Raw genomic sequence first — 23,043 nt, forward strand, 5'->3', positions numbered from 1 at the left:
GACAAGGACGGTGGCGCCGCGCCGGGCGAAGGAGAGTGCCGCCATGCAGCCCGCCGGCCCGGCTCCCGCGACCAGTACGTCCGTGGTCCGCACGAATGCCCCCTCGGCGTCTCCTTGGCCCACTTCTGCTCGGATTATCAGGTCGCTAAACTGCGGAATATGCGATGTGTTCGCATATTCATGATATATAGCATGGTGCATGGTTGGGGGCGGGGATGATCCTTGTCACGGGCGCCACCGGGCACTTGGGCGCCAATCTGGTCCGCGCACTGCTGACGGAGGGTCAGGATGTGCGCGTGCTGCTCAAGGGGGCGGCCGGGCCCGCTCTCGACGGCCTGGCGGTGCACCGGGTGCCGGGCGACGTGCGGGACGGGGAGGCCGTGGGGCGGGCCGTCTCCGGCTGCGAAGAGGTCTATCACTGTGCCGCCCGGGTCTCCACGGGGAATGGCGCCCGGCGCCAGACCTACGACGTCAACGTGCTGGGCACCCATCATGTGCTCGCGGCGGCCCGGCGGGCCGGTGTCCGCCGGGTCGTGGTCACCGGGTCGTTGAGCGCGACCGGCTGGCGGCGCGGCGTTCCGTGCACGGAGGAGGACCTCTTCTACCCCTTCGGCGCCCACACGCCGTACACCATCAGCAAGGTGCTGGCGGAGCACGAGTGCGCCAAGGCCGCCACGCAAGGGCTCGATGTCGTCGTCGCCACGTCCACCGCGATCATCGGGCCCCATGACTACCGGCCGTCCCGGATGGGCCGGTTGCTGCTGGACTTCGCCAACGGGCGACTGCTGGCCTACGTCCCGGGCGGCTTCGAGTTCGTGTCCGTCGGCGACCTCGTCGCGGGGCACATGCTGGCGATGCGCCGCGGGGTCGCCGGGCGGAAGTACCTGTTCTCCACGCAGTACCACACGGTGGAGGAACTGCTCGGCCACTACGGCGAGGTCTGCGGACGGCGGCGGCGACCGCTGCGGGTGCCGTCGCCGGTGATGGCGGGGATCGCCAGGGCGGCCGCACCGGTGGTGACCCTGCTGGCCCCGCGTCATGAGATGCGGCTGACCCCGGCGGCGGTGGACTTCCTCCGCTCCCGTCGGCGCGCGGACTGCTCCCGGGCCGTCACGGAGCTCGGCTACCGCCCGACGAGTGTGGCGCACGCGGTGCGGGAGGCGTTCGCCTGCTTCGCCCGGCGCGGGCTCGTCGAGGCCCGTCGGGCACCTTCCGTACCGGGAAGCCGCCCGGGCCGGTCCGCGCGGCGCGCGGCGGGGCCGTCATGACCGGCTCGCCCGGCCCGCCCGGTTTCGGCCAGGCACGGGGCCGACGCCAGAAGGTCCTGGCGGCCGGCCTGGACCCCGACCACTGGTACCCCGTCGAGTACGAGCGGGCCCTGCCGCCCGGGCAGACCCTCGCCACCTCGTTCTGGGACCGGCCGGTCGTCGTCTGGCGCGGTGCCGACGGCTCGCTGCATGCGCTGGAGGACCGCTGTGCGCACCGCCAGCTGCGCCTGTCCGCAGGCGTGGTGGACGGCTGCCACCTCACGTGCGAGTACCACGGCTGGACCTACCGCGGGGACGGCCGGGTGGTGCACTACGCCCACGACCTCTTCGGCCGCGCCGAACCCGAGGTGAGGGTGCGGGACTACCCCGTGACCACCCGCCACGGCCTGATCTGGATCTTCCCGGGCGATCCCGCCCGCGCGGGCGGGCGGAGCATCCCCGACATCCCCGAGCTGACGGGTCCCAGGCCCTGGCCCCGGATGGACATCTCCTACGTCTGGCGGGCCCACCACGCCCTGATCATGGACAACACCAGCGACTTCACCCACGCCTTTCTGCACCGCAAGTACCGGCCGTTCTGGGACGCCAGGCTGACCCGCCACGCCATGACGGAGGACGGGGAAGGGGTCGAGATCTCGTACGACGCCTTTATCGGCGGCGGCCGCTTCGTCCGGCACTTCGTCGACCGCAGGCGCGCCGACACCACGTCCATCGACATCACCTACCGCTACCCGTACCAGTGCTCCGACACCGGCGGTTACATCAGGCACTGGCTCTTCCTCCTGCCCATGGACCGCCGCACCACGCGGGTCTTCTTCCTCTTCTACTTCAAGGCCGACGGAATCCAGCTGCCCGGCACCGGAGTGACCATGCCGTACCGGCTGACCGCTCCTCTGATGCGGGCGGTCAGCGCCTTCACCGCCCGCCCGACCCTGTCCCAGGACGGCGCGGCGGTCGAGGGCGAACAGCAGGGCTACGAGCGGCACTTCGCCGCCCCCGCCGTCGAGCTCAACCCGGCCGTCCGGCTCTGCCAGGACCTGACCATCCGCAAATGGGGGGAACACCTTGCGCGCGACGCACACGCCCGGCGACGGTCCGGCGACGGGTCCCGCCCCGAGCCCGGACCGAGCACACCGCAGGGCGGTTGACCGGCTGCTCTCCCTCCAGGACCCGTCGGGCCGCTGGGAGGGGGAGATGGTGTGGAACACCATGATCCTCTCCCAGTACGTCATCGTATGCCGCCTCGTCGGGCATCACCTGCCGGAGCCCGCCCGGACGGCGATGACGCGGCACTACCGCGTCACGGTCACCCCTGAGGGCGGCTGGGGTCTGCACCAGGAGTCGGGCCCTTCCCCGTACTGCACAGCGCTGGCCCACATCGCGCTGCGGCTGCTCGGCAATCGCCGGGACGACCCGCTGGGCGCCCGCTCGGCGGCCTGGCTGCGTTCCCGGCCGGGAGGAGCGCGGGCCGTGCCCACCTGGGGCAAACTCTGGCTGGCCTTCGCGGGGCTCCACGACTACCGGGCCGTCAACCCGCTGCCCCCGGAACTCTTCCTGCTGCCACCCCGGCTGCCGTTCCACCCCGACCGGCTCTACTGCCACACCCGCACCATCTACCAGGCCATGGCCTACCTCTACGGCATCCGCTTCTCCGGCGACCTCGGCCGCTCGCTCACCGGGGAACTGCGGGACGACCTTTTCGGCGGGGAGCACCAACCGCCGTTCCGTGCCCAGCGCCGTCTGCTCGGCACCGACGCCGCCGCTCCCCCGCGGCGTGTCCTGCGGGCCGCGTTCGACGCGCTGGCGCTGTACGAGCACCGCCCCCCGTGCCGGACGCGCGAGCGCGCGCTGGCGCGCTGTCTCGACCGCGTGACCCATGAGCAGGAGGCCACGCGCGACCTGGGACTCTCACCGGTCAGTTCGTTGCTCAACGTCCTGGTGCTGTACGCCTCCGGAGCGGGACCGGCAGCGGTGGACCGCGCGCTGAAGGCCCTCGACCACTGGCGCTGGGCGGACCCGGAGCGCGGCATCCGCTACGCCGGCGCCCGGACGCAGACGTGGGACACCGCGTTCGCCGTCGAGGCCCTGCTGGCCCACCGGCCCGACGGCCACACCGACGCCGCCCTGCGCCGGGCCTGCGCATATCTGCGCCATGCCCAGGTCACCGAGGACGTGCCGCGACCGGAGGTCACCGCCCGCGCTCCGGCCGCCGGAGGCTGGTGCGTCTCCGACCCCGGCCACCGCTGGCCGGTGAGCGACTGCACGGCCGAGGCGGTGACCGCGCTCCTGCACACCGGCTCCCTCCTCCCGGGCGCTCCCCTGCCCGACGGGCAGCGGCTGCGCCGGGCCACCGCGTTCCTGCTGCACCGGCAGAACCGGGACGGCGGCTTCGGATCGTACGAGCCACGCCGGGGCAGCCGCCTGCTGGAGGCGGCGAACCCGGCCGAGATGTTCTCCCACTGCATGGTGGAGGACTCCTACACCGAATGCACCGGCTCCGCCCTGGTCGCCCTCGCGGAACTCGGGCGGCTGGAGGGGCGGGCGCACCGCGAGGCAGTGACGGCGGCCGTCCGCAGCGGCGCCCGCTTCCTGCTGCGCACGCAGCGCCGGGACGGCTCCTGGCGCGCCGCCTGGGGCGTCAACCGCATCTACGGCACCCTCTTCGCCGTCCGGGGCCTGCGCGCCGCCGGAGCGCCACCCGGCCATCCCCGGCTGGCCCGGGCGGCGCACTGGCTGGAGTCCGTCCAGCGAGCCGACGGCGGCTGGGGCGAACACCATCGCGGATGCACCGAGGACCGCTACGTCGAACACCCCGAAAGCCAGCCCGTGACGACCGCGTGGGCGCTGCTCGCGCTGTTGCAGATCACCGGCCCCGGCACGGCCTGCGTGCGCCAGGGCGTCCAGTGGCTGTGCGACCGGCAGACGACGGACGGCTCCTGGCGCCAGGAGGCGGTGACCGGCGTCTTCTTCGGCACGGCCATGCTCGACTACCGCCGCTACGCCGACTACTTCCCTCTCTGGGCGCTCGGTGCGCACCTCGCCGCCCTCGGGCGTACGGGCTGACGTCAGCCCGTACGGCCCCGCCGGGCCAGTGCCTCGACCCTCTCCGCCGTCCCGGGCGACGGCGTCGGCAGGAGGGGCGTCCGGGTCCGGGCGGCCTGCCGGTGCAGTGCCCCGGCCAGTTCCCCGGGGGTACGGGGCCAGGGCACGAGGCCGGCACGGGCGAGGGTGGCGGCGTTCCGCCTGCCGTGCCCCGCCAGCACCTGGTAACTGACCGCCGGCAGCCCGGCGACCAGCGCCTCGGTCAGCGACAGGCCCCCGGCGTTGTGCAGCAGGACGTCGGCAGCGGCCATCAGATGGGGCACGTCCTCGCGCCAGCCGAGCGCCACCACGCCCGGCACGGCCGCGGCCCGGCGCCTCAGCCGGTCGTTGCGGCCGCACAGGACGACAGTCGCGGTACCGGGCACTTTCCGCACCGCGACGACGCTCGTCATCACCTCACCGGAGCCCAGCGCTCCCGCCGCCAGCAGCACCATCCGCCGGTCCGGCGGCACGCCCAGCTCCGCGCGCACCGCCCGGCGTACGGCCTCGTCCACCGGCTGCCGGAACACGGGAGCCACCAGCGGCCCGCCCACCGACATCGGCACGCCGTAACGCTCCGCGGCCTCCTCCGCCGTCGCCTGAAGGGCCGTCAGGTACAGGTCGACTCCCGGATGCACCCACAGCCGGTTCGGTGCCGGATCGGTCAGGCAGCACACCACCGGCGTGCCGAGCCCGCCGTCCCGCCGCAGCATGCCCAGCGTCTGTGTGGCGAGGGGGAAGACCGAGACCACCACGCCAAATCCGCCGACCGCCCAGCGGGCGACCTCGCCGCGGGCCGTGCGGCACACCCACCGCGTCCCCTCGCGGACGGCCGAGTCGCGTTCCTCGCAACGGGCCAGCCAGTCGAAGATCCGGGGCGTGTGCCGGGCCGTGAACGTGTGCAAGCCCCTCAGCGGTGGCCGGTGCGCCCGGGGCAGCGCGTCGAGGAAATCACGCGACACCGCCTCCACCCCGCGTTCCCCGAGCCGCCGGACGAGCTCCCGCGCGGCACCGTCGTGCCCCGCACCCATGCTGCCCGAGACCACCAGCACACGCGGCGCCCCGCCCTGCCCGGCATCTCCTGCCCGCATCACACCGTGCCGCTCTCGGCGAGACGGGCGACTTCGCGAGTGAAGGCCGCCGCGAGCCGACGGGCGTCACCGGGCGCACGGTGGGTGGTCACGGCGACGACGGAGGTGTCGGTGTAGTTGCTGAGGACGAAGCTGCAGCATCCGGCGGGCGGCACGACGGGTGAGGCCACGATGCGGATCACGGGGTCCGCGTCGAGTGCCCACCGGGTGTGCCCCCACGGCAGGCTGGTGCAGCTGGCAGCCGCGTGCGAGGGCCGCATGGCGCGGGCGAGCACGGCGTCCATGGCCCGCGGCCCCATGAGGTACGGCAGGCGGGCCAGTCGCCAGGGCAGCTCCAGGGCGCGACGGCCGAAGGCGTCCACGAGACCGCGGCACGCCATGAGCCGGGCGACCGGCTCGTCGACATGGACGGGCAGCGGCAGGCGGAACGCACTTGCCATATTGCCCAGTTCATCGGCGTTGTCGGCGGTACGAAGGCTCATCGGGACCCAGGTGAAGACGGAGCCACGTCGCCGGACACGCCCGGAGGGCCATCCGGCCGGGTCGCCGAAGCAGGCACGCAGGGCCCCGGCCGCAGCCGCCATCAACGTCTCGGTGGTGGTCGCGGCGCGATCGGGCAGGGCCTGGCGGGCCGCCCGGAACAGGCCGGCGTCGACCTGCGACCAGGCGAGGGCCGGCTCGACACCGCGCTCCGAGGACAACGGTACGGCCAGCCCTCTCCGCAGGAAGCTCTCCGCGACGCGGCGCGGGTCGGTGCGACCGGGACGCCGCGCCGGCTTGGGACCCGCGTCACCGGGAGCGTCCAGGAGCAGGCGCATCAGCGTGATGGCCGATTGGCCGTCGGCCATCACATGATGCATACGGAGCGCCAGCCCGTAGCCGCCCTCCTCCGGGCACGGCATGAGACGCAGCTGCCACAACGGCCGGTCCGGTGGCAGCGGACGGGTCAGGAGCCCGGATGTCCACGCCTCGAGCGTGGGTCCGGCCGCGTCCCGGAGGACATGGTGCTCCACCGCGAAAGCGGACCGCTCCACCCAGTGCCGCCGACCGCTGCCGGAGTCTCCGGGTGGCGGCGTCAACACCCTGCGCAGCAGCGGCAGATGGGACCACTTGGCTTCCGCGCGGTCCCGCAGGTCATCCAGAGGGGGCGGGCTGCCGTGCAGCAGGAACGTCACGCACAGGATCAGAGGACCGAAGGTGTGCCGGGCCATGAACTCGTCTGTCAACGAGAGAGGGATGCAACGGCTCATCTGCGTGATACTGCCTGCGCGGCGGGCGGGTGAAACACGGCAGCCGCCGCGAACGGCACCGGGCACGATGGCGCGAGGACGGCACCCCGTCGGGGAGACCACGCCCTGCGATCAGCGCCCGCGCGCGGGGGTCCTGGCGTGCTCGGGCGGCGGGGATCCGCGCGGCCGCCTCGGCCCGCCGAGCTCCGGCCACTCCGGGCAGCAGGATCCGTGTCGAGATCGGCCTCGTCACGCGCCCGGCTTGCCCGGCTTGCCCGGCTTGCCCGGCTGATCGTGGGTCGCGCAGTGGATGCCGCCGCCCGAGGCAATGGTGTCGATCTTCACCTGCACGATGTCGCGTCGGGGGAACCGGTCCTGCAGGATGCCCTTGGCGTGATCGTCGGCCTTGGCGTCGCCGAAGCGGGGCATGAACACCGCGCCGTTGGCGACGTAGAAGTTCGCATAGGTGGAGACGAAGGCGTCGCCCCGGCCGGTGATCCTGTGTTGCGGTTCTTGTTGACCACCGAGCTCTCGGTGACCAGCAGGGTGCCCGCGCCGTCCGTCTCGAAGGAGCCGCCTTCGGCGACCAGCGGAGCCTCGGCACGCGGGACGCCGTACTTCGCGAGGAGGGTACGGCCGACCCGGCGTCGTTGCGATGTTCCTGCGCGGTACCACGGGTTCGTACTCCGCGATCGCCCGGGCCACCCGCGCGATGTCCTCCCGCACGGAGGGCAGCTGACGGCCCCAGACCGACTCCAGGGCCGGCCAGGACATGAACGTGCGGGTGTGGCTGTCCCACTCGGCGCTCTTGGCGCAGTGCCCGGCGAAGGATCCTGCCGCGCGCCCCACCACCAGCGCGCCGATCGAGGCCTTGCGAGCCCACCCTGCCGTGGGCACCCAGGTGCGGTTCGCCGATGGATGGCTGCCCACCGCCATCCACGCGGACCTCATCCACCGCAGCGGCCCCTTCCCGTCGCCCGGGGCGCCGCACGCTCAGCCCGCCGTCACCGCGGTCTCCCTGCCTCTCCCCCGAACCGAGGGGCCCGGTTCCTCTTCGCCGCCGGCCCCGGCCCGTCACCGGCGGAGATCCGTCGGTCATGTCATGCGCCGGGGCTGCCGGAACGGGTGGTGGCGGCCTTACAGTCGGCGAACGACCGAGGGGCGCTGCTCCTCGGGCCTCCGTCCCCGAGCCGATGGGGGCCTCCGGCGTGCTCACGAAGGGAGCTTCAGCCGTGACCGAACAGCCGAAGAACATCCGGGTCGGGCGCCGTGGTCTGTTGGGCGGGGCCCTGGCCGGTGGTGCCGCTCTGGTGACCGGGAACGCGCTGTCCGCGCCGAGGGCGCAGGCGGCTCCGGCACCGGTCGCCTGCCGCGGTCCCCGGCTCCACACCCGCGAACAGTGGCGAGCCGTGCCGCCCCAGGACCCCGCCGGGGTCAGGGTGGAGCCTTTCCGGCCCGCGCTCGTCGTGGTCCATCACATGGACTATCCGAACAGCACCGACTACTCACTGGAACACGCCTTCCAACTCTCCCGGGACTGCCAGTACGACCACATGCACAACAACGGGTGGAACGACATCGGCCAGCAACTGACCCTCAGCCGCGGCGGTTTCCTGATGGAGGGGAGATACCGGTCGGCCGAGGCCGTCCGCTGCGGCGAACAGGTCATCGGGGCGCAGGTCGCCAACTGGAACACCGTGAGCATCGGCATAGAGAACGAGGGAACGTACACGACCGAGCTCCCGCCCGAGGCCCAGTGGCGCGCGCTCGTCGAGACCTGCGCGTGGCTGTGCCGCGTGTACGGGCTCTCGCCCATGACCGCGATCGTGGGGCACAGGGACCTCAACCAGCCGGGCACCCCGCTCGCGACCGAATGCCCGGGCAACGCCCTGTACAAGCGGCTGCCCGTACTGCGGCAGAAGGTCGCCCATGCCATGGGCCTGCCGGTCGGGGACGGGTCGCCCAACCATGTGGCGGAGGACCTGCCGGCCCCGCACGCCTCCGGGGCACGGGACCACGGCCCTGCGGTCGGCCCGCTGGATCCGACGCGCTGATGCCCTGGCCACAACACCCGTAGAACTCGATCGTGTCCGCCACTTCCTCCGCGCCCGGGCAGCCGCCGGCCCACACCGGCTCACATCGGCTCGTCGCCGCCCGGGCACGGTCCCGCTCCGGCGCCCGGCGCGGGCCCCGCGCCCCGTACCGTGTCGAAGAGGAGGCCGGGGGCTTCGGGCAGGCGCGCGCCGCGCCATGCGACATGCCCGTCCGGCCGGACCAGGCGGAACGGGACGTGCCGTCGGCTGAAGGCCTCCTCGACAGCGGGCAGCCGCCCGGCGTCGCCGAGGCACAACAGGTGGAAGGCGGGGCCGAAGAGGTCGAGGGGGTGGACAGTCCGGGTGCCGGCCATGCGTGCGGGGCACACCCGCCGGGCAGAGCGGTGGTCCGCCAGCCGACCGGGGAAGTGCCCTGGGACGCCGGACCGTTCACGTTCGGGTGAAGCCGTCGAGGCGGCAGCCCAGGAACAGGGGCCCTCGGGGACGGACGCCGACCGCCTGCGTCAGCAGCGGGGTCAACCAGTGCTGGGGGCAGGGGTGTTCGGGCTCCGGGGCGTACGGCAGGGGCGGCCGGGTCCCGGTCGTGCCGAGGTGCAGGCGGTGGATCTCGTGTCCGCCCAGCGCGGTGACCCATGCGATGTCCAGTGGATGACCCCGGGCCACCCGGCGGCCCGGATGCGGTCCGCCAGACCCCAGCGCCGGAACAGCTCCATCGACCGCGGGCCGACGGTGCCCGCCTTGGGGTGGCCGACGGTGCCGTCCGGCTGCTCCAGCACCAGGTGCCGTACGCCGCGCCAGGCCAGGCCCACCGCGAGGGTGAGCCCCACCGGCCCGGCGCCCGCCACCAGGACATCGGCCTCGTGCCGTTCCCCGCCATGTCCGTCTCCGGCCGTCCCGCCGCCCTCATAGGTCCTCCTGGATCGCTTTGGGAGATCCTTCGGAACGGCCGGTGAAGGGAGGGAAACCGTCATGGCTCCTGCGGAGATGGACGCCGTTCTCGACGAGCACTTCGAGGCCGAGCGGACAAAGGACATTCACCGACGAGCGCCAGGAACGCGTCCGCCGTTACTACGGCGAGAATTTCGTCGTCGACGAGAGCATCGTGCACGGCAGCGCCAACGGGGCACCGAACGGCATCCCCGGCGAGAACAAACCGGTCTCCTTCCGTCTGCTGCACATCTGCGAGTTCCGGGACGGACGGATGGTCCGGGAGAACGTCTGGCCTGACATCCTGTGCGCGATCCGGGCTGCGCGGACGCGTTCATGCGGCGCGGGCCGCCCCTGGCGCGCACCGAGTTCCACGTGGGCGGACGCCTGGCGGGCATCCAGCCGTTCGCCCTGACTGGCACCGCCTTCCCCCCCACCCCCTCGTCATCGAGCAGGACGACATCGAGAGCCTGCTCCACGACCGGCTGCGCCTGCTGGGCCCGGACGTGCAACGGTCCACCGAAGCCGTCGTCGGAGGCGGCACGCGCTTCTTCGGATTCCGGCCGGACGGGCACGTCGGCCTCCGGGCACGAGCCACCGGCCACAAGGCGCTGACAGCGTACCTGGACCGCCGACTGGTGCGAGCAGGATGAGACCCCGTACGGGTGGGGCGGGCCCGGGCCGCGGGCCCCGCCGCGCGGGCGGCGGGCGCCCTCGGCCGGATCGGCGGCGTCAACCCGCAGCAACCTCTGCGGCATTCACCGGACCCCCGCCTCCTCGGCGGTCTACTGTGTGATCGCGCCACGCCGCCCACTGCGGCCGCAAGAGGAGGAATCCTGTGTCATCGCCCTGTGACCCCCAGCACGCCCCCGCCGGCGATGTGGGCGCAGCACTCATGATGGTCGACTCCCGTCTCAAGGCCATCCACGCCGGCAAGACCGAGACCGACCCCGAACAGCAGGCGCTGATCGACCAGTTCACCGCGTCCCTCGGCCCCAAAGGGGCCAATGACGTGCTGGACGGCGCGTGCACCCTCATCTTCATGTTCATGCAGTGGCTGCGGCTGGCCTACGAGCAACAGGACGAGGACGTCATCGCGTACGTGGTGCCCAATCTCGTGGGCTCGATGCGCATGATGCCCAAGAGTGTCCGCCCCGAGGCCATCCCCACCATGGCCGGTCTGCTCGTCGCCGCGGGTACCGGCCTGAGCCCCAATCTGTGGCGCAAGCAGTACGGATTCTGGACCGAGAGCGAGATGACTCCTCTGGAAGTCACCGCTTTCCTGCTCGCGGAGCACATCAACCGCCTGACGGACGACCCCGATTTCGCGACCCGCATGATCACCAAAGCCTTGTCCGAATACCAGGACTGACGTGCCGCGAGTGCCGCCCGGCGCGCACCGCTGACGGGGTGTGTGCCGGGCGGCGGTCGCGTCCGGGCCGTCACCTGTTCCTGGCGGACCACCGCTGGTAGCCGCCCTCGTTGCACCCGGCGGTGACGAGCCGGCCGTCCGGTCCCGCGTCCAGGCACTGGTCGGCCCGTCCGGCCATCATCGAGAACTGGTTCCACAGCTTCGCGCCGATGCCGCCGCTCCTGCGGTCCCGCCACCAGACCGACTCGTAACCCGCGTCGCAGGGCCACGCCCCGACGGTGTCGTTGTTGTTGGAGTTCATGCCCAGGCAGGTGTTTCCCTGGCCGTTGTACACGTACTGGATGTAGTCGTTGCCGAGTTCCTTCTCGTAGAAGGAGTTCGCGAGGCCGTTGTCACAGGACCCGGCGGATATGCCGCCGTTGTTGAAAGTGAGGCAGTGGCCGGTGGCCCACTGCTGGACGTATACGTCGGGACGGTCGGCGTGTGCCGTGCCCGGCAGGACGAGGGTGAGCGCGGTTCCCGCCACGACGGTGGCGAGGAGTCGGGATGTGCTCCTGGCGATCCTCATACTGATGACGCCGTCCCTTCCGGAAGTCGGTGAACCGGCTGTCGGGACGGGCCGGACCGGTCCGGCCCGTCCAGGGCGAGCACACTAGCCCGTCGGATGGTCAAGGACCATGGGGCGGCAGAGGACAGCCGGTCGCAAGTGTCAGAAGGCGACCACGCAGTTGTCGGAGCTGTGGGTGCCGTGGACGGTAACGATGCCCGCCGTGCCGTCGCCGAAGAAGCGGGCGAGCATGCCCGCCGGGCGGCCGCCGAAGAGGAGCGGGCCGAGGACCGGTGCGATGTCGGCCTCGTGGAACTCGTCCGCGCCGTCGGCGGCCAGGGACAGGCGGCAGGTGCGCGGGGAAACGAACTCCTGGACGATGCTGGTGCCTTCCTCGGCGGCGGAGGCCACCGCCGTCTCCCACTGCGCGGGGTCCGTCTCGCGGCCGATGGCGACCTGCTTGCCGCTCATCCCTATGCCCGCCTTGAGCACCAGGGACTCGCGGTTGTCCACGGCGTGGCGCACGAGGTCGATCCTGCGGCCGTCCCGGTGGGTGAAGCGGTGGGAGAGCACCCGCGTCCACGGCAGGTACCGGTCGACCAGGGCCTGCTCGGCGGCGCTCATCCACGGGCGGCCTTCCGACAGCAGGCCCAGGGTGAGCTTGCTGGACAGGAAGGTGGAGGTCTGGGTGCCCACGAGCAGACAGCCGTGGTCCAGGGCGTCCTGTACGGGCGCGGTGTCGATGCCCAGTTCGGCCCAGTCGGGGATGGTGAAGTCCCTCAGCCCCACCGGGTAGCGCAGGTGCGGCGGGCAGTCCCAGGCCTGGTGGAGGTCCTCGGGCTCGAAGAAGCGCGCGGTCAGGCCCCGGCCGGCGAAGTACTCGGTCTGCATGTCGAAGTACCGGGTCGCCCCGCCCTGGTCGCGGGCGCTGCCCAGCACCGCCACGCGGGGGGCCACGCCCAGTTCCGCGCACAGGTCGCGGAACATCCCGGCGCGTACGGCGAAGGGGTCCTGGCTGCTGAACGGCACCCGGCCCGCGTCGTCGGCGTACAGCTCGCGCCAGACCGCGAGGCGGGAGTGCACCTCCACCGGGCCGCCGAGCGCGCCGCTGACGTTGAACTCCAGGAACTGCGGGCCGTTCGGGCCGATCACGATGTCCGGGCGGGCCACACAGTCCGCGTACCGCTCCTCGGTGAACTGATCGGCCATGAAGAGCCGGTGCTCGCTCTCCGGCATGCCGTACGCCGCCAGCCGGCCCTCCGTGGTGGCCGCCGTCTCCAGCGCGGTGCGGCGCACCAGGTCGAGCAGCGCTGCGCTCACCCGGAACAGCTCCGCGTACGACGCGCGCGGCAGCGCGATGGGCGCCGCGGGCAGCAGCCGCTGGTACGGCCAGCCGGTGTCCCGTATCTCATGGTCCAGCATCCGGCGGACCGTGGCCGGGGGCACGGCGGGCGGGGCGATGCGGTGATCGCCGAACCATGGGTGGCCCGACGCCGTCTGTCTGTGGATCTCCACCAGCGCGTTCATGTGTCTTCCCCCGTATCGTGCCGGTCCGCTCGGGACCCCGAACTCGGTGCGGATGGCGTGTGCCCAGCTCAGGCCGGTATCCGTCCGCTGTATGGAGCCAGATATGGATCTTGATGTGAATCTTGATTAGCGTACGTCGCACCACCCGGCGACCGCCGTACCGAACAGGGGAGACCGACGCATGACGCTGCGCCATGTCCAGGGCGACGAGTACGTGGAAGAACACGGCGGGGACTACGAGGACTTCGAGCCGGGGATGCTGATCCGGCACTGGCCGGGCCGGACCATCACCGAGACCGACAACACCTGGCTGACCCTGCTCACCATGAATCAGCACCCGCTGCACTTCGACCGCGCCTACGGCGAGGGTGCCGAGTACGGGCGGGTGCTCGTCAACAGCGGGATCACCCTCTGTCTGGTCGGCGGTATGACCGTGCAGGCCCTCTCCGCACGGGCCGTGGCCAACCTGGGCTGGGACAAGGTCCGCCTGAAGGACCCGGTCTTCGTCGGCGACACGCTGTACGCCGAGAGCCGGATCCTCCACAAGCGGCTGTCCGCGTCCCGTCCGGGACAGGGGATCGTCACGGTGGAGACGACGGGCAGGAAGTCGACCGGGGAGCCGGTGATCGTCTTCGAGCGCTCCTTCATGGTCCGCTGCCGCGAGGCGCGGCCCGAGGTCCCTCAGCCGCCCGCGGCCTCATAGAGCGCCGCGGCGGCGGCCGTGTCCTCGATGGCCATGCCGACACTGCGGAACACGGAGGTACGGCCCTCCGCCGCGGCCGCCCCGTCCACCAGCGCGCCCAGTTCGACGAGCTGGTGCTCGCCGATGAGCCCGGCGGCGAGCGCGGCCCGTACCTCGGCGGCCTCCTCGACCGCCGCGGACCGTTCCTCCACGACGACGAACGCGTCGGCGAGCAGCGCCGGTTCGACCTCCACCGCGTCCTCGTGGGTGCCGCCGATCACGTTGACGTGTGCCCCGGGGGCCACCCAGTCGGCCGCCACCAGCGGCGTGCGGTCGTCGGTCGAGGTCGCCGTGCAGACGATCGGGGCGTCCATCACGGCGTCCCGGGCCGTGTCGCACACGGTGACCTCGACCGCGGGCCCCGACGTGTCCCGTACCCACTGGGCGAAGGACTCCGTACGGGCGCGGGTGCGGGAGAACACGCGGACCGAGCGGATCGGGCGGACCGCCGACACCGCCCGTACCAGTGCCCGGGCCTGTACTCCGGCACCGATGAGGGCCAGGTCCCCGGCGTCCTCCGGGGCGCACAGGCGGGTCGCGAGGGCCGCGACCGCGCCGGTGCGGACGGCGGTCAGCTCGGCGCCCTCCAACAGTGCGGTGACCCGCCCGGTCCCCAGGTCCGTCAGCACCACGACGCCATGGATCAGCGGGAGGCCGCGACCGGGGTTGTCCGGGGTGAGCGTGGTGATCTTGACGCTGCCCACCCCGCGCCGCTCCCAGACCGCGGTCCCCGCCAGCAGCTCCCGCTGCGGGCCGTGCTGGACGACGGTCCGCGACGGCGAGGAGGTCCTGCCCGCCGAGAGATCGGCGAAGGCGTCGGCGAGCGCGTCGACCACCGTGAGCAGGCGCTCCTCACCGGCCATGGCCCCGGCGTCGATCATCAGTGGCCCCGTCATGCGGCCCTGCCGTGCTCACGGGCTCCCAGTTCGGCGACGACGTCGACGATCAGGTCCTCCTGCCCGGCGATGGCCTGGCGTCTGCCGAGCTCGAAGAACACGTCGCGCGGGTCGATCCCGGCGCGCCCGGCGTGGTCGAGCACCTGGTGCCGGAACCCCGAGAAGACTCCGGCCAGACCGCTGACGATGCTCAGCGAGCCGGTGACCGGTGGCGCGGGCATGAGTTCCCGCTCCGCGAACTCGGCCGCGTCGAGCAGCCCGTACAGGTCGATCCCGGTGTCGAACCCGGTGCGTTCCAGGACCGGGACGAGGACCTCCAGCTGGGTGTTGCCCGCCCCGGCGCCGAAGCCGCGCGCGCAGCCGTCGATGATCGTGGCGCCCGCCCTGGCGGCGGCCACCGAGTTGGCGACGGCCATGCCGAGGTTGTTGTGCCCGTGGAAGATCACGGGCACGTCGACGGCCCCGGCGATCGCGCCGATCCGCTCGGTGACGTCCTCGGGCAGGAAGTGGCCGGCGGAGTCCATGATGCCGACCGCCTGTGCCCCGTACTCCACGGCCCGCGCCGCGTGCTCGGCCAGTTCGGCGGGCGTCGCCATGTGGCTCATCATCAGCACGCAGTGGGCGTCGGCGTTCTCTGTCCGCAGGAATTCGAGGTGGCGCTCGGCCAGCGAGGTCTCCGTGCAGTGCACGCCGATGCGGACGACGTCGGCGCCGTGCGCGACCGCCTTGCGCAGGTCCGCGGAGGTGCCCCAGCCGGGCAGCATGAAGACGCCCATCCGGCTGGTGGTCAGCGCCTCCCGCACGGTCGAGAGCATCTCGTCGTCGCTGACGGCGGCTTGCCCGACCTGGAGCGAGGAGGCGCCCAGGCCGTTGCCGTGGCCCACTTCCACCACCGGGATCCCCGCGGCGTCGGCGGCTCGCGCGTACCCGCGCAGCGCGGCGGCGCCGAGCTGGTGCCGTACCGCGTGCTGGCCGTCGCGCAGCGTCGGGTCGTGGATCGTCAGGGAGCTCATCGGCCCACCCCCGTCCGGGCTGCCGCGAGCCGGGCAGCGTGCTGCTCGGCGACCATGACGGCCGCCGAGTTGATGATGTCCAGGTTCCCGGCGTACGGCGGAAGCACCTCGCTGTCCGCCATGACCTCCAGGGAGACGGTGACGCGGTCGCCGTTCACCTCGCAGGCGACGACCTCGTAGCCGGGCTGGACGGCCCGGACCCGCTCGGCCGCCGCGGCGACGACGGCGCGCACCGCCTCGGCGCCGGCTCCCGGGGCGAGGGCGTGGACGGCCGTGCGGAAGGGCGCCGGGGGCACGGCGGGGCTGATGTTGAGGACCGCCTTGGTGTCGCGCACACCGGAGAAGGCGGTGAGGGCGTGCCGGGTCGTGGCCACGTACTCGTCGAGGTTCAGCCGGGTCGCGCGGCCCGCGATGGTGGAGGCCACGGTGGAGACGACCTCGATGTACCGCACGTCGAACCGGTCCGCGAGCGCGTGCGCGATCGGTACGGACGCCTGTCCGCCGCAGCTGATCAGGTTGACGTTGCGCACCGCCGGTGCCTGCATGCCGGTGACGGTCGGCACCACCATCTGCCCGATCTTGCTGGGCGTCATGTCGATCAGCAGCGTGCCCAGCGGTTCGAGGAGCCGCCAGTGTTCGGCGTGTGCCATGGCGTTGGTGGCGTCGAAGACGATGTCGAACGCCTGTGGCGCGGCGAGGATCGCGTCGATCCCGTCCGCCGACGTCGGGTGGCCGAGCCCGGCGGCGTGCCGGAGTCCGGCGGAGTCGGGGTTGCGGCCGACCACCAGGGCGCATTCCAAAGCTTCGGAGCGGTGCGCCTTGCTGACCAGGTCCTGGCCGATGGCCCCGGTGCCGATGACGGCGACGGAGGCGGGGCGTACGGTCCGGGGTGCGACATCGGTGGCGTCGGTGATCCCAGTGGCGTCGGTGGTGTCGGTGGTGTCGTCAAGGACGGTCATGGGCCGCCTCCTCCTCGTCGCTCCACGCGCCGTGGGCGCGGTGTCCGAACCGCTGGGCCCACGCGTCGCCGAGCGCCACTGTCGTACGGGCCATGCGGGCGAACGGCGGGCCGACCATGTTCCCGTCCAGGAGCGCGACCCCGCCGTCGGCCGCCCGCACGGCCTCGGTGACGCGCCGGGCCCGGCGCAGTTCCCGCGGGTCGGGGCGCAGGGCGCGGTTGATGGCGTCCAGTTCGGACGGGTGTACGGTCACCTTGCCCTGGAAGCCCAGCTCGTGGACGCGGACGATCTCCTCGGCCAGCGCCGCGGGCTCGCCGAGCCGGAAGTTGGCCGTGTCGATGCAGGCCGTGCCGTGGCGGGCGCAGGCCATGGCCATCGCCTGCCGCGCCGGAAGCATGTTCGCCCAGGTGATCTCGACGCCCATGGTGGCGGCCAGGTCGGCCGAGCCGAGCACGAGGCCGTCGGCGGCCTCCGCCATCGCGTCGACAGCGGTGACGGCCCGGGGTGTCTCCACGGTCACGTAGATCTGCGGATGCGCGCCCGCCGAGGCGAGGGTGTCGCGCAGGACGGTGATCTCGGTGGCGGAGTCGACCATGGTCATCACGACGAAGCCGGGCCTGACCGGGCACTCGGCGAGCATCAGCAGGTCGTGGACGGCTTCCATGGTGCCCAGCTGGTTGACGCGCACGGCGACGTTCGCCGGCTCGGGGGCCTTCTCCAGGGCTGCCCGGCACACGGCCCTGGCCGCCGCCTTCTGCTGCGGCGGGACCGAGTCCTCCACGTCGATCACGTGGAGGTCCGCGTCGTACGACCAGGCCTTGACGACCTGTTCGAGGGAGAGCGCCGGGGTGTACAGGATGCTGCGGGGGACGGCCCGGGCCGGGCCGCTCACCGGGCCGCCCCGTCCGCGAGCGGGCCGGCGGGGCGGGCGCCCACCTCGGCCAGCACCTTGCCCAGGTCCCGGATCTGCCGCTCGGTCTGGCCCGCGCGCATCATGACCCGCAGGCCCGCCGTGCCCCGCGCGACGATCGGGAAGAACACCGGGGACACGTAGAACCCGGCCTCGATCACGCGGCGGCCCGCCTCGATCACGTTCGCGTCGCTCATCGGCACCAGCCGGATCGGGAAGGTGCTGCCGCCCTGGTCGGTGTGGATCAGCGAGTCGAAGAGCTCGATGTTGCGGTAGAGGCGGTTCTGCAGCGTGGTCAGTTCGCCGGTCCGGTGGATCTCCGCCGAGGCGAGGCCGGCGCCGACCGAGGCGGTGTCCAGGAGCTGGGAGTAGTTCAGGGCGCCGCCGAAGCGCTCGATGATGCGCAGCGTCTCCTTGGACTGCCCGTCGAGCACGATCGCCGCGCCGCTGGTGCCGAAGGCCTTGTTGAGGGTGACCACCGTGATGGTGCGTTCGTTCCGGAGCGGGTTGTGTGTACGGACGTAGCCGATGCCCCGTTCGCCGTATGCCGACAGCGAGTGCGAGTCGTCGTAGTAGACCAGCAGGCCGTACCGGTCCTGGAGCTCGGCGAGTTCCTTCACCGGCGCGTAGCCGCCCAGGCTGTCGCTGCCGTCGCAGACGTAGGCGACCTGGGCGTACTTCTTGCACATGTCCTCGATGAAGTCGAGGTCGTGGTGGCGGGAGGTGACGACCTCGGTCTCGTCGGCGCAGACCGGCTTGACGTTGGCCATCGATATGTGGGCGTTCTTGTCGAAGATCATCAACGGCCTGGTGTCGTTGCCCAGATGGCCGGAGGCGATCAGCGGGAGCAGGCCGAAGGTGGCGGTGCTGGCGGCGATGGAGCAGACGACCTGGGCGTCGAAGAGTTCGCCGAGCGAGATCTCCAGCTCCTGCATGGCGGGGATCTGGACCCGGCTGCGGGCGATGCAGTGGTCGAGGACGCCGTAGCGGCGCAGTGCGTCGACGGCCCCCTCGATCACCTTGGGGTGGGAGTCGAGGTCCAGGTAGGAGCAGCAGCTGAAGTTGATGAACTCGTGGCCCGCGGGGATGGCCTCGTGGCCTTCGGCGGCGCGCAGGACGCCCGTCCGCGCGTCGAGGTCGGCCACGATCCCGGCCAGGCCGTGCTGCTCCGACAGGTTCCAGAATTCGTTGCCGATACCGATGAGCTTGTCGTTGTTGCGGTACCGGTGGGTGGGAGTGATGGTCTGGCGATCGGTCATGACGTGGTACCCGCCGGTTCGTAGTTGTAGACGCCCTTGAGCTTCCGGTAGACCGCGGTGTAGATCGCCACGCCGAGCACGTACGGGCGGCGGAATATCTTCGGGTCGCGCAGCCAGAAGTTCATGTTGATGTTCATGTCGTCCAGCGATTCGGCCTGGTGCCACCAGCCGAGCGGCAGATAGAGCATCTCGCCCGGTTCCAGGACCAGTTCGCGCCGCTGGGCGAGCTTGGCGGCGAGTTTCGGATAACGCGCCCAGTCCACGTCGTCGAAGTCGAAGACCTGTGACTTGTCGCCGAACCCGTGCCTGAGCGACCTCGGGTAGTACTCCCGGAATCCAGGGGGAGCCAGCACGAACCGTTTGCTGCCCTCCAGGCAGACGTTGAAGTTCTCCAGCTCGTCGAAGTGGCTCTGGGTGAAGACGCCCTTGTGGCTGATCCACAGGTTGGCGGCGTTCATGGGGCCGCGGTAGTCGAAGAGCTTTCCGGCGTCGAAGCCGAGGATGGCGTTGACGTCGGCCGGGCTGTTGCGGAAGTTCGAGACGATGCGGTTCCACGTGCCGGGGTCGTGCATGTACCGCTCGTCCTCGAAGAACTCGCGGAGCCTGATCTCCTTGGTGGTCCACCGCTCCGGGTTCTGCTTGTCGCCCGGCTCGGTGAACAGGGTGACCATCATGTCGCCGAGCCGGGCGGCCACGCCGTCGCGGCCCAGGCCCTGGGTGCCTTTCGGCAGGGTGATGACCACCGGGACGTCGGCCCGGATGAGGGCTTCCCGCCCGAAGGCCAGGAACTCGTCGAACGAGATGCGGGGAACCGGCAGGCCCCCGATGCCGCCGCGCCCGGACAGGGATTGCGCCTTGCTCACACTCTTTCCCCCGTTTTCACTGTCCTGCTGTTGCTGTTGCTGTTGCCGTTTCCGGGGCCGGCCGCGCGGCCGACTCCCCCTTCCGTAGCACCGGCTGTCCGACGAGGCTCAGCACCAGGGCGACGAGTCCGCCGGCGGCCCCCGCCCACGCGGCGTGCGCGGACGTGCCCAGGTCGGCCAGTTGCCCGCCGACGGCCGTGCCCGACGCGATGCCGAGGGCGCCGAAGCTGTTGAGCCACGAGAACGCCTCGGACAGGGCACCCTTCGGAGCAACCGATTCCAGGAGCGTGCTGCCCGCTATCAGGGCGGGCGAGACCGCGACACCCGCGACGACCGCCAGGACGCCCATCACGGGAAGCGAGCCCGCGAAGGCCAGCGGGACCGCGCTGAGCGTCAGCACACAGGTGGTGACCGCGAGCATTCTGGTCTGCGGCACACGCCAGTCGACGGCGCCGTAGGCCATCCCCGCGACGAGGCTGCCCACCGCGATCAATGCCAGCAGCACACCGCTGAGGCCGGACGCCGACCGCTCCTCGGCGAACGCGATCATCGTGACGTCGACCGCCCCGAACAGAAAGCCCATACCGGCGTAAGTGATCATCAGCACCCAGACCCCGGGCACCGTGATCGCCCGCTGCCGGTGCTCCCCCGGCGTATGGGCGCTCGCCGGTTCCGACCGCCGGTGCAGCGCCACGGCGACCGAGCCCGTCACGGTCAGCACCGCGCAGACGACCAGCCCCGCGGCCGGGTGCACCGACGAGCTCAACACCGTGACCAGCAGCGGCCCGAGGAGGAAGATCGTGTCGTCGAGCACGGACTCCATGGCGTACGCGGTACGCAGCACACCCTGGTCGACGAACGCCGCCCAGCGCGCCCGCATGAAGCCGGTGAACGAGACGGAGGTGCACCCGGTGACCACGGCCGCGGCGACCATCGCCCACAGCGGGAGCTCCAGCCCGATCGACACCAGCAGCAGCGTCATGCCGACCGCGTGCCCCAGGCAGGTGACGAGCAGCACCGCGCGCTGGCTGCGCCGGTCGGCCAGGCGCCCGAGGAACGGGGCCGCCACTCCCTGGGAGACGAGCATCGCCGCCGCCACCGTGCCGGCGTCGCCCAGCGATCCGGTGACGGCCGAGACCAGCATCAGACAGCCGATGGAACGCATGGCGATCGGGAACCTGCCGACCACGCCCCAGAAGGCCAGCGCGCCGGCGCCGGGGGATTTCAGCAGTCGCAGATAGGACCCCAGCCCGGAATTCGACGGCGACGCGCTCTCGGACACAATTCTCCTGTCGACACGGAAAAATGAATCGAAATAACCCAGGAGTTCTCGGGCCGAGAAAAGTCGTCGAATCCGCAGCACGCGCAGCGACCAACTGCCGTGCACACAGCGGCACGAACCCCCGTTATGCCTGCTCTATGTGATCACTCGCCATGATCCTAGAGTCGGCCGTCGCGGGGTGTCAATGGGTGAATCCGCTGGTGCAGAACGCATCGGACGGACTTGCCGCCGACAGAAACGCCACCCCTCGATGTGCCGCGAATACCCACGGTGGAGTATTACTCGCGTCGCCCATACGATGGCGGCCGACCGCACACGACCAGAGGCGGTCGTGAGTGACATTCAGGAGGCGGCGTGACCGAGCGGAAGCTCGACGGCCAGGAGCTCGAGAGCCCGGAGACAGGCCAGGAAATACCGGTCCCGAAGACCTCGGAGGACAAGGAGAGCAAGGCCGTTGAACAACGCAAGAACGGCCTGGAGCGGGGCGTGAGCGAGCAGCTCGCCGAGAACATGAAGCAGGGCTGGGCCGACACCGAGCAGCACGACCTGCGGCCGATACCGCAGGCCGGGCACACCGCCCGCCGCCGTGCCGCGCTCTCCGCCCGATTCGCCGGTGAGCGCCTGGTGATCCCGGCCGGCAACCTGAAGGTCCGCGCCAACGACACGGTCTACCGGTTCCGCCCGTCCTCCGACTACACGTACCTGACGGGTGATCAGTCGGAGAACGGCGTACTGGTCCTGGAACCCCGCGCGGACGGCGGCCACGAGGCCACCGCCTACCTGCTGCCGCGCTCCGACCGGGAGAGCGGCGAGTTCTGGCTCTCCGACCGCGGCGAGCTGTGGGACGGCCGCCGCAACAGCCTCACCGAGAACGAGCGGCTCCTCGGCCTGCCCTGCGAGGACGTCCGTACGCTCACCGGCGCCCTCCGGGAGGGCACCGGCCCGGTCCGCCTGCTGCGCGGCTACGACGCCGGTGTCGAGGAGGCCCTCGCCGACAAGGTCACCGCCGAGCGCGACGAGGAGTTCCGCGTCTTCCTCTCCGAAATGCGCCGGGTCAAGGACGAGTTCGAGATCGGCGACCTGCGCTTCGCCTGTGACGCCACCGCCCGTGGCTTCGAGGACGTCGTCCGCTCGCTCGACCGGGCACAGGCCACGTCGGAGCGGTACATCGAGGGCACCTTCTTCCTGCGTGCCCGGGTCGAGGGCAACGACGTCGGCTACAGCACGATCGCCGCCGCCGGTCCCCACGCCACCACCATCCACTGGGTGCGCAACGACGGCGCGGTCCGTGACGGTGAACTGCTGCTGCTCGACGCCGGCGTGGAGACCCGCAACCTCTACACCGCGGACGTGACCCGCACCCTGCCGGTCAACGGCCGGTTCACCCCGCTCCAGCGCAAGATCTACGACGCGGTGTACGAGGCCCAGGAGGCCGGCATCGCGGCGGTGAAGCCGGGTGCCCCGTACCGCGCGTTCCACGAGGCGGCCCAGCGCGTGCTCGCCACCAAGCTCGTCGAGTGGGGCCTGTTCGGCGACATGGACGTGGAGAAGGTCCTGGAGCTGGGGCTGCACCGCCGCTGGACCATGCACGGCACCGGCCACATGCTCGGCCTGGACGTGCACGACTGCGCCGCGGCCCGGACCCGGATGTACGTCGAGGGCGCGCTGGAGCCGGGCATGTGCCTGACCGTGGAGCCGGGCCTCTACTTCCAGGAGGACGACCTGACGGCGCCGGAGGAGTACCGCGGCATCGGCGTCCGCATCGAGGACGACATCCTCGTCACCGAGGACGGCAACGAGAGCCTCTCGGCCGCGCTGCCGCGGCAGGCGGACGAGGTCGAGGCATGGATGGCCCGGCTCAAGGGCTGACGACCACCCGGGTGTTCCGCCCCGGCGCGGGGCGGAACACCGTCAGCGACGAAGTCTCCGTCAATCCGCATCGTTCCGGAGTCTTCGCACGGCGCCCCATGGCTACCGTACGGATCCGGCGGCCGCAGGGCCGCACCCCCACCACATACGAACC

The 23,043-nt window shown here is 71.7% G+C and carries 23 protein-coding genes and 1 pseudogene; 8 read left to right on the forward strand and 16 right to left on the reverse strand.

The window, feature by feature from the left end:
* Positions 1–201, reverse strand: a 201-nt coding sequence (locus K6I34_RS38800; protein WP_374230802.1) for an FAD-binding protein, incomplete at its 3' end; no start/stop codon positions are given.
* A gap of 14 nt (positions 202–215) precedes the next feature.
* On the opposite strand from K6I34_RS38800, the gene K6I34_RS04735 reads away from it, so the two are divergent.
* Genes K6I34_RS04735 through K6I34_RS04745 form a run of 3 tightly spaced genes read left to right on the forward strand, consistent with a single transcriptional unit; the run spans position 216 to position 4,331 of the window.
* A complete protein-coding gene (locus K6I34_RS04735; protein WP_229322793.1) occupies positions 216–1,268 on the forward strand; it encodes an NAD-dependent epimerase/dehydratase family protein in 1,053 nt (350 codons plus the stop codon).
* A complete protein-coding gene (locus tag K6I34_RS04740) occupies positions 1,265–2,416 on the forward strand; it encodes an aromatic ring-hydroxylating dioxygenase subunit alpha (protein ID WP_229322794.1) in 1,152 nt (383 codons plus the stop codon). The genes K6I34_RS04735 and K6I34_RS04740 overlap by 4 nt, the downstream gene beginning before the upstream one ends.
* A gap of 46 nt (positions 2,417–2,462) precedes the next feature.
* The gene (locus K6I34_RS04745) at positions 2,463–4,331 is read left to right on the forward strand and encodes a prenyltransferase/squalene oxidase repeat-containing protein (RefSeq protein ID WP_229322795.1); all 1,869 of its coding nucleotides are present in this window, start codon (positions 2,463–2,465) and stop codon (positions 4,329–4,331) included.
* 2 nt (positions 4,332–4,333) lie between these two features.
* On the opposite strand, the gene K6I34_RS04750 is transcribed toward K6I34_RS04745, so the two are convergent.
* The 4 genes and pseudogenes from K6I34_RS04750 to K6I34_RS38805 form a co-directional block, all read right to left on the reverse strand.
* The gene (locus K6I34_RS04750) at positions 4,334–5,440 is read right to left on the reverse strand and encodes a glycosyltransferase (protein WP_229322796.1); all 1,107 of its coding nucleotides are present in this window, start codon (positions 5,438–5,440) and stop codon (positions 4,334–4,336) included.
* Positions 5,440–6,690: a wax ester/triacylglycerol synthase domain-containing protein gene (locus K6I34_RS04755; protein WP_229322797.1), complete on the reverse strand. Its 1,251-nt coding sequence runs from the start codon at positions 6,688–6,690 to the stop codon at positions 5,440–5,442. Before K6I34_RS04755 ends, K6I34_RS04750 begins: the two co-directional genes overlap by 1 nt.
* A gap of 228 nt (positions 6,691–6,918) precedes the next feature.
* The gene (locus tag K6I34_RS04760; RefSeq protein WP_374230805.1) at positions 6,919–7,326 is read right to left on the reverse strand and encodes an agmatine deiminase family protein; all 408 of its coding nucleotides are present in this window, start codon (positions 7,324–7,326) and stop codon (positions 6,919–6,921) included.
* Positions 7,227–7,620, reverse strand: a pseudogene (locus K6I34_RS38805) (agmatine deiminase family protein); the annotation flags it as partial. The pseudogene K6I34_RS38805 and the gene K6I34_RS04760, both read right to left, overlap by 100 nt.
* A gap of 281 nt (positions 7,621–7,901) precedes the next feature.
* On the opposite strand from K6I34_RS38805, the gene K6I34_RS04765 reads away from it, so the two are divergent.
* Positions 7,902–8,723: a peptidoglycan recognition family protein gene (locus K6I34_RS04765; protein ID WP_229322798.1), complete on the forward strand. Its 822-nt coding sequence runs from the start codon at positions 7,902–7,904 to the stop codon at positions 8,721–8,723.
* 80 nt (positions 8,724–8,803) lie between these two features.
* Here K6I34_RS04765 and K6I34_RS04770 read toward each other — a convergent pair whose 3' ends face one another.
* Positions 8,804–9,076 (reverse strand): hypothetical protein, encoded by a 273-nt coding sequence (locus K6I34_RS04770; protein ID WP_229322817.1) that lies wholly within the window; start codon positions 9,074–9,076, stop codon positions 8,804–8,806.
* 162 nt (positions 9,077–9,238) lie between these two features.
* The gene (locus K6I34_RS04775) at positions 9,239–9,568 is read right to left on the reverse strand and encodes an FAD-dependent monooxygenase (RefSeq protein WP_308293960.1); all 330 of its coding nucleotides are present in this window, start codon (positions 9,566–9,568) and stop codon (positions 9,239–9,241) included.
* Between the two features lie 104 nt (positions 9,569–9,672).
* Between K6I34_RS04775 and K6I34_RS04780 the strand changes: the two genes are divergently transcribed.
* Both K6I34_RS04780 and K6I34_RS04785 read left to right on the forward strand, forming a co-directional pair.
* Positions 9,673–10,065, forward strand: coding sequence for an ester cyclase (locus K6I34_RS04780; RefSeq protein ID WP_229322799.1), 393 nt, complete (start codon positions 9,673–9,675; stop codon positions 10,063–10,065).
* A gap of 423 nt (positions 10,066–10,488) precedes the next feature.
* The gene (locus tag K6I34_RS04785; protein WP_229322800.1) at positions 10,489–11,022 is read left to right on the forward strand and encodes a hypothetical protein; all 534 of its coding nucleotides are present in this window, start codon (positions 10,489–10,491) and stop codon (positions 11,020–11,022) included.
* Positions 11,023–11,092: 70 nt separating this feature from the next.
* Here the strand turns inward: K6I34_RS04785 and K6I34_RS04790 are convergent, their stop codons facing one another.
* Positions 11,093–11,590, reverse strand: a complete 498-nt coding sequence (locus K6I34_RS04790; RefSeq protein ID WP_229322801.1) for an RICIN domain-containing protein — start codon at positions 11,588–11,590, stop codon at positions 11,093–11,095.
* Between the two features lie 141 nt (positions 11,591–11,731).
* Entirely contained in the window at positions 11,732–13,096 is a 1,365-nt protein-coding gene (locus tag K6I34_RS04795; RefSeq protein WP_229322802.1) for a hypothetical protein, read from the reverse strand.
* Positions 13,097–13,277: 181 nt separating this feature from the next.
* Here K6I34_RS04795 and K6I34_RS04800 point away from each other — a divergent pair, with 181 nt between their 5' ends.
* Positions 13,278–13,799: a MaoC family dehydratase gene (locus tag K6I34_RS04800; RefSeq protein WP_229322803.1), complete on the forward strand. Its 522-nt coding sequence runs from the start codon at positions 13,278–13,280 to the stop codon at positions 13,797–13,799.
* Here K6I34_RS04800 and K6I34_RS04805 read toward each other — a convergent pair.
* The 7 genes from K6I34_RS04805 to K6I34_RS04835 are packed head-to-tail and all read right to left on the reverse strand — an operon-like array spanning position 13,778 to position 21,020.
* Positions 13,778–14,719, reverse strand: a complete 942-nt coding sequence (locus K6I34_RS04805; protein ID WP_374230803.1) for an ornithine cyclodeaminase family protein — start codon at positions 14,717–14,719, stop codon at positions 13,778–13,780. The genes K6I34_RS04800 and K6I34_RS04805 overlap by 22 nt on opposite strands.
* Positions 14,720–14,730: 11 nt before the next feature.
* A complete protein-coding gene (gene dmpG, locus K6I34_RS04810) occupies positions 14,731–15,747 on the reverse strand; it encodes a 4-hydroxy-2-oxovalerate aldolase (protein WP_229322805.1) in 1,017 nt (338 codons plus the stop codon).
* Positions 15,744–16,706: an acetaldehyde dehydrogenase (acetylating) gene (locus tag K6I34_RS04815; RefSeq protein WP_229322806.1), complete on the reverse strand. Its 963-nt coding sequence runs from the start codon at positions 16,704–16,706 to the stop codon at positions 15,744–15,746. The genes dmpG and K6I34_RS04815 overlap by 4 nt, the downstream gene beginning before the upstream one ends.
* The gene (locus tag K6I34_RS04820) at positions 16,693–17,598 is read right to left on the reverse strand and encodes a CoA ester lyase (protein ID WP_229322807.1); all 906 of its coding nucleotides are present in this window, start codon (positions 17,596–17,598) and stop codon (positions 16,693–16,695) included. Before K6I34_RS04820 ends, K6I34_RS04815 begins: the two co-directional genes overlap by 14 nt.
* Positions 17,595–18,875, reverse strand: coding sequence for an aminotransferase class I/II-fold pyridoxal phosphate-dependent enzyme (locus K6I34_RS04825; protein ID WP_229322808.1), 1,281 nt, complete (start codon positions 18,873–18,875; stop codon positions 17,595–17,597). Before K6I34_RS04825 ends, K6I34_RS04820 begins: the two co-directional genes overlap by 4 nt.
* Positions 18,872–19,738 (reverse strand): cupin-like domain-containing protein, encoded by an 867-nt coding sequence (locus K6I34_RS04830; RefSeq protein WP_229322809.1) that lies wholly within the window; start codon positions 19,736–19,738, stop codon positions 18,872–18,874. The genes K6I34_RS04825 and K6I34_RS04830 overlap by 4 nt, the downstream gene beginning before the upstream one ends.
* 16 nt (positions 19,739–19,754) lie before the next feature.
* Positions 19,755–21,020 (reverse strand): MFS transporter, encoded by a 1,266-nt coding sequence (locus K6I34_RS04835; protein WP_229322810.1) that lies wholly within the window; start codon positions 21,018–21,020, stop codon positions 19,755–19,757.
* 411 nt (positions 21,021–21,431) lie between these two features.
* On the opposite strand from K6I34_RS04835, the gene K6I34_RS04840 reads away from it, so the two are divergent.
* A complete protein-coding gene (locus tag K6I34_RS04840) occupies positions 21,432–22,889 on the forward strand; it encodes an aminopeptidase P family protein (RefSeq protein WP_229322816.1) in 1,458 nt (485 codons plus the stop codon).
* Positions 22,890–23,043 lie beyond the last annotated feature (154 nt).

This window comes from Streptomyces sp. UNOC14_S4 (assembly GCF_020740835.1).
GTDB lineage: Bacteria > Actinomycetota > Actinomycetes > Streptomycetales > Streptomycetaceae > Streptomyces.

Bases quoted from the DNA above. Each gene is read 5' to 3' on its own strand.
- K6I34_RS04795 (WP_229322802.1), bottom strand. From the start codon at position 13,096: ATGAACGCGCTGGTGGAGATCCACAGACAGACGGCGTCGGGCCACCCA.
- K6I34_RS04805 (WP_374230803.1), bottom strand. From the start codon at position 14,719: ATGATCGACGCCGGGGCCATGGCCGGTGAGGAGCGCCTGCTCACGGTG.
- K6I34_RS04755 (WP_229322797.1), bottom strand. From the start codon at position 6,690: ATGAGCCGTTGCATCCCTCTCTCGTTGACAGACGAGTTCATGGCCCGG.
- K6I34_RS04750 (WP_229322796.1), bottom strand. From the start codon at position 5,440: ATGCGGGCAGGAGATGCCGGGCAGGGCGGGGCGCCGCGTGTGCTGGTG.
- K6I34_RS04740 (WP_229322794.1), top strand. From the start codon at position 1,265: ATGACCGGCTCGCCCGGCCCGCCCGGTTTCGGCCAGGCACGGGGCCGA.
- K6I34_RS04825 (WP_229322808.1), bottom strand. From the start codon at position 18,875: ATGACCGATCGCCAGACCATCACTCCCACCCACCGGTACCGCAACAAC.
- K6I34_RS04800 (WP_229322803.1), top strand. From the start codon at position 13,278: ATGACGCTGCGCCATGTCCAGGGCGACGAGTACGTGGAAGAACACGGC.
- K6I34_RS04815 (WP_229322806.1), bottom strand. From the start codon at position 16,706: ATGACCGTCCTTGACGACACCACCGACACCACCGACGCCACTGGGATC.
- K6I34_RS04745 (WP_229322795.1), top strand. From the start codon at position 2,463: ATGGTGTGGAACACCATGATCCTCTCCCAGTACGTCATCGTATGCCGC.
- K6I34_RS04735 (WP_229322793.1), top strand. From the start codon at position 216: ATGATCCTTGTCACGGGCGCCACCGGGCACTTGGGCGCCAATCTGGTC.
- K6I34_RS04770 (WP_229322817.1), bottom strand. From the start codon at position 9,076: ATGGCCGGCACCCGGACTGTCCACCCCCTCGACCTCTTCGGCCCCGCC.
- K6I34_RS04790 (WP_229322801.1), bottom strand. From the start codon at position 11,590: ATGAGGATCGCCAGGAGCACATCCCGACTCCTCGCCACCGTCGTGGCG.
- dmpG (WP_229322805.1), bottom strand. From the start codon at position 15,747: ATGAGCTCCCTGACGATCCACGACCCGACGCTGCGCGACGGCCAGCAC.